The sequence below is a fragment of the Micromonospora sp. D75 genome, assembly GCF_018070405.1.
GTDB lineage: Bacteria > Actinomycetota > Actinomycetes > Mycobacteriales > Micromonosporaceae > Micromonospora > Micromonospora chalcea.
Map to the genome: position 1 here is coordinate 1 of NZ_JAGPXV010000712.1, position 2800 is coordinate 2800.

The 2800-nt window shown below is 72.7% G+C and carries 3 protein-coding genes and 1 pseudogene; all 4 read left to right on the plus strand.

Going from position 1 to position 2800, the window contains the following annotated elements:
- Window positions 1–132 precede the first annotated feature (132 nt).
- Window positions 133–507 (plus strand): hypothetical protein, encoded by a 375-nt coding sequence (locus tag KBX39_RS28000; RefSeq protein ID WP_064447456.1) that lies wholly within the window; start codon window positions 133–135, stop codon window positions 505–507.
- Window positions 508–517: 10 nt separating this feature from the next.
- On the plus strand, window positions 518–1516 hold the full coding sequence (gene pip / locus KBX39_RS28005) for a prolyl aminopeptidase (RefSeq protein WP_210873391.1): 999 nt from the start codon (window positions 518–520) through the stop codon (window positions 1514–1516).
- The gene (locus KBX39_RS28010) at window positions 1513–2334 is read left to right on the plus strand and encodes a metallophosphoesterase (RefSeq protein WP_210873389.1); all 822 of its coding nucleotides are present in this window, start codon (window positions 1513–1515) and stop codon (window positions 2332–2334) included. The genes pip and KBX39_RS28010 overlap by 4 nt, the downstream gene beginning before the upstream one ends.
- 147 nt (window positions 2335–2481) lie before the next feature.
- Window positions 2482–2800, plus strand: a pseudogene (locus KBX39_RS28015) (catalase HPII); the annotation flags it as partial.

A 2800-nucleotide genomic window follows, 5' to 3' on the forward strand; every position in this document is an offset into this window, starting at 1 on the left:
CCGCCTGAGCGATCGGCGCCACCGGTCCGGGCCGGGCCGGTGGCGCCGCATCTTGCCCATCGACCTTGCTCTATGCAAATATTTGGATCGATCTGCTGGTGCATCTCGATCTTTATTCGGGGGTTGACGGGTATGCGGAAGATCTCCTCCATCGGCGCCGCCGTCGTCCTGACCGTCGCCACGGCGGGCGCCGTGGTGACCGGTACGGCCGGACCGGCGAGCGCCGGGTGCAGCCACTCGCACTCCAACGTCGACAGCAAGTTCGGCCAGCTGTTCAACGCCACGAACGTCAACATCCGCACCGGCCCGCACACCACCTGCGCCTCGCTCGGGTACGGGCAGCTCAACCACAACGTCGACTTCCACTGCTTCGCCAGCGGCGACCGGGTCACCGCTGGCGGCAAGACCACCTACACGTGGACGTACCTGCGGGACGTCACCACAGGTGTCTCCGGCTGGGTCGCCGACGCGCTGCTGGACAACCTCGGCGGCAACGTCGCCTGCTGAAGACGGGCGGATCGAGCCGTACGTCACCCACCGGATCCCGGTCGGTGACGGCCACGTCCTGTACGTGGAGGAGGTGGGCCGGCCGGACGGCGTACCCGTGGTGTTCCTGCACGGCGGGCCCGGCGGCGGGCTGGTGCCGGCCGCGCGCCGGTTCTTCGATCCGGAGCGCTACCGGGCCGTGCTGTTCGACCAGCGGGGGGCCGGCCGCAGCACCCCGCACGGCGAGGTGCGCGCCAACACCACCTGGCATCTGGTGGACGACCTGGAGACGATCCGGCGGCGGCTGGGCATCGGCTCGTGGCTGGTGTTCGGCGGGTCGTGGGGCACCACGCTCGGCCTGGCGTACGCGCAGGCGCACCCGCAGCGGGTCACCGGCCTGGTCCTGCGCGGCGTGCTGCTCCTGCGCCGCGCCGAGCGGGACTGGTTCTACCAGGGCGGACTGCGGCATCTCCAGCCCGAGGAGTGGGAACGGTTCGTCGCCCCGGTCCCGCCGGGCGAGCGCGACGACGTGCTGGCCGCGTACCACGGGCGGCTGCACGGCCCGGACGAGGCGCAGGCCCGGGTCTGGGCGCGGGCCTGGGGACGCTGGGAGGCGGTCAACTCGTCGCTGTGCCCCGACCCGGAGCTGCTCGCCCACTTCACCGCCGACGAGCACGCGCTGCCGGTGGCCCGGATCCTGTCGCACTACGCCGTGCACGGCGGCTTCCTCACCGAGGGCCAGCTGCTCGACGGCGTGGAGCGGATCCGCCACCTGCCCGCCGTGATCGTCAACGGCCGGTACGACCTGTGCTGCCCGCCGGTGTCCGCGTACGACCTGGCCCGCCGGTGGCCGGAGGCGACGTTGCGGATCGTGCCCGGTGCCGGGCACTCCGCGGCCGAGCCGGCGATCGCCCGCGAGGTGCTGCGCGCGCTCGACGAGGTGACCGCGAGGGTCGAGAGCCCGGCCGGCGAGCCTGGTCATGGCGAGCCTGGTCATCCGGAAGCGCCGCTGGCAGGATCGGCCGGGTGACGGGTGGGCTGTACGCGGTCAGCGACCTCCATGTGTCGTACGCGGAGAACCGCGCGGTGGTGGACGGCCTGCGACCGGAGACGGCGGACGACTGGCTGATCGTGGCCGGCGACGTGGGCGAGGTCTTCGCCGACGTCGAGCGGACGCTGCGGCTGCTGCGCGACCGGTTCGCGACAGTGGTGTGGGCGCCGGGCAACCACGAGCTGTGGACCCACCCGAACGACCCGGTGACGTTGCGCGGGGTGGCCCGCTACGACGCCCTGGTCGCGATGTGCCGCGAGCTGGGCGTGCTGACCCCGGAGGACGAGTACGCGGTGTGGCGGGGCGACGGCGGCCCGGTCACCGTGGCGCCGCTGTTCGTGCTCTACGACTACTCGTTCCGCGCGCCCGGCACCACCACCAAGGAGGAGTCGCTGCGCGTGGCGTACGACGCCGGTGTGGTGTGCACCGACGAGATGCTGCTGCACCCCGACCCGTACCCGGATCGGGAGTCCTGGTGCGCGGCGCGGCTGGAGGCGACCCGGAGGCGGCTGGAGGCCACCGACCCGGCGCTGCCGACGGTGCTGGTCAGCCACTGGCCGCTGGTGCGCCAGCCCACCGAGGTGCTCTGGTTCCCGGAGTTCGCGCAGTGGTGCGGCACCGACCGGACGGCCGACTGGCACGTGCGGCACCGCGCCGCCGTCGCCGTCTACGGCCACCTGCACATCCCGCGCACCACCCACTACGACGGGGTGCGGTTCGAGGAGGTGTCGCTGGGCTACCCGCGCGAATGGCGGCGTCGCGGCGACGAGCCGGCGCCAATGAAGCGGATCCTCTGACGTCCTGAACGGCCGCTGGCTGCTCACCGGCGTGACGGTGCCACGCCGGTCCTGACCAGTGATTCCGCGATTGTTCCGGTTTGCCCGCCCTCAGCTGGGGTACGGCCGAAGGGGCCTGGACATTTAGCTGTAGGAGGACAGGTCCTGATGGAATCCAGCAAGCCCGCCCAGATCGTCAAGGGTGTCGTCGAAGCCGCCGTCGAGAAGGTCGGCGACGCGCTGACTCCGGACGTGCCGGGCGCTCCCGGCAGCGCGCCACCACCGCTGGAGGAGCCGACCACGCCGCACGGGCCGCTGCCGCCCAAGGCCGAGCAGGGCGCGCCGGACACCCGGACCCCGACCGGCGCCGAGACCGGCGTACCGAAGATCGCCAAGGGGCAGCAGGGCGCGTACCTCACCACCGCCAACGGCGCCCGGCTGCGCGACACCGACCACTCGCTCAAGGCCGGTCCGCGCGGCCCGGTTC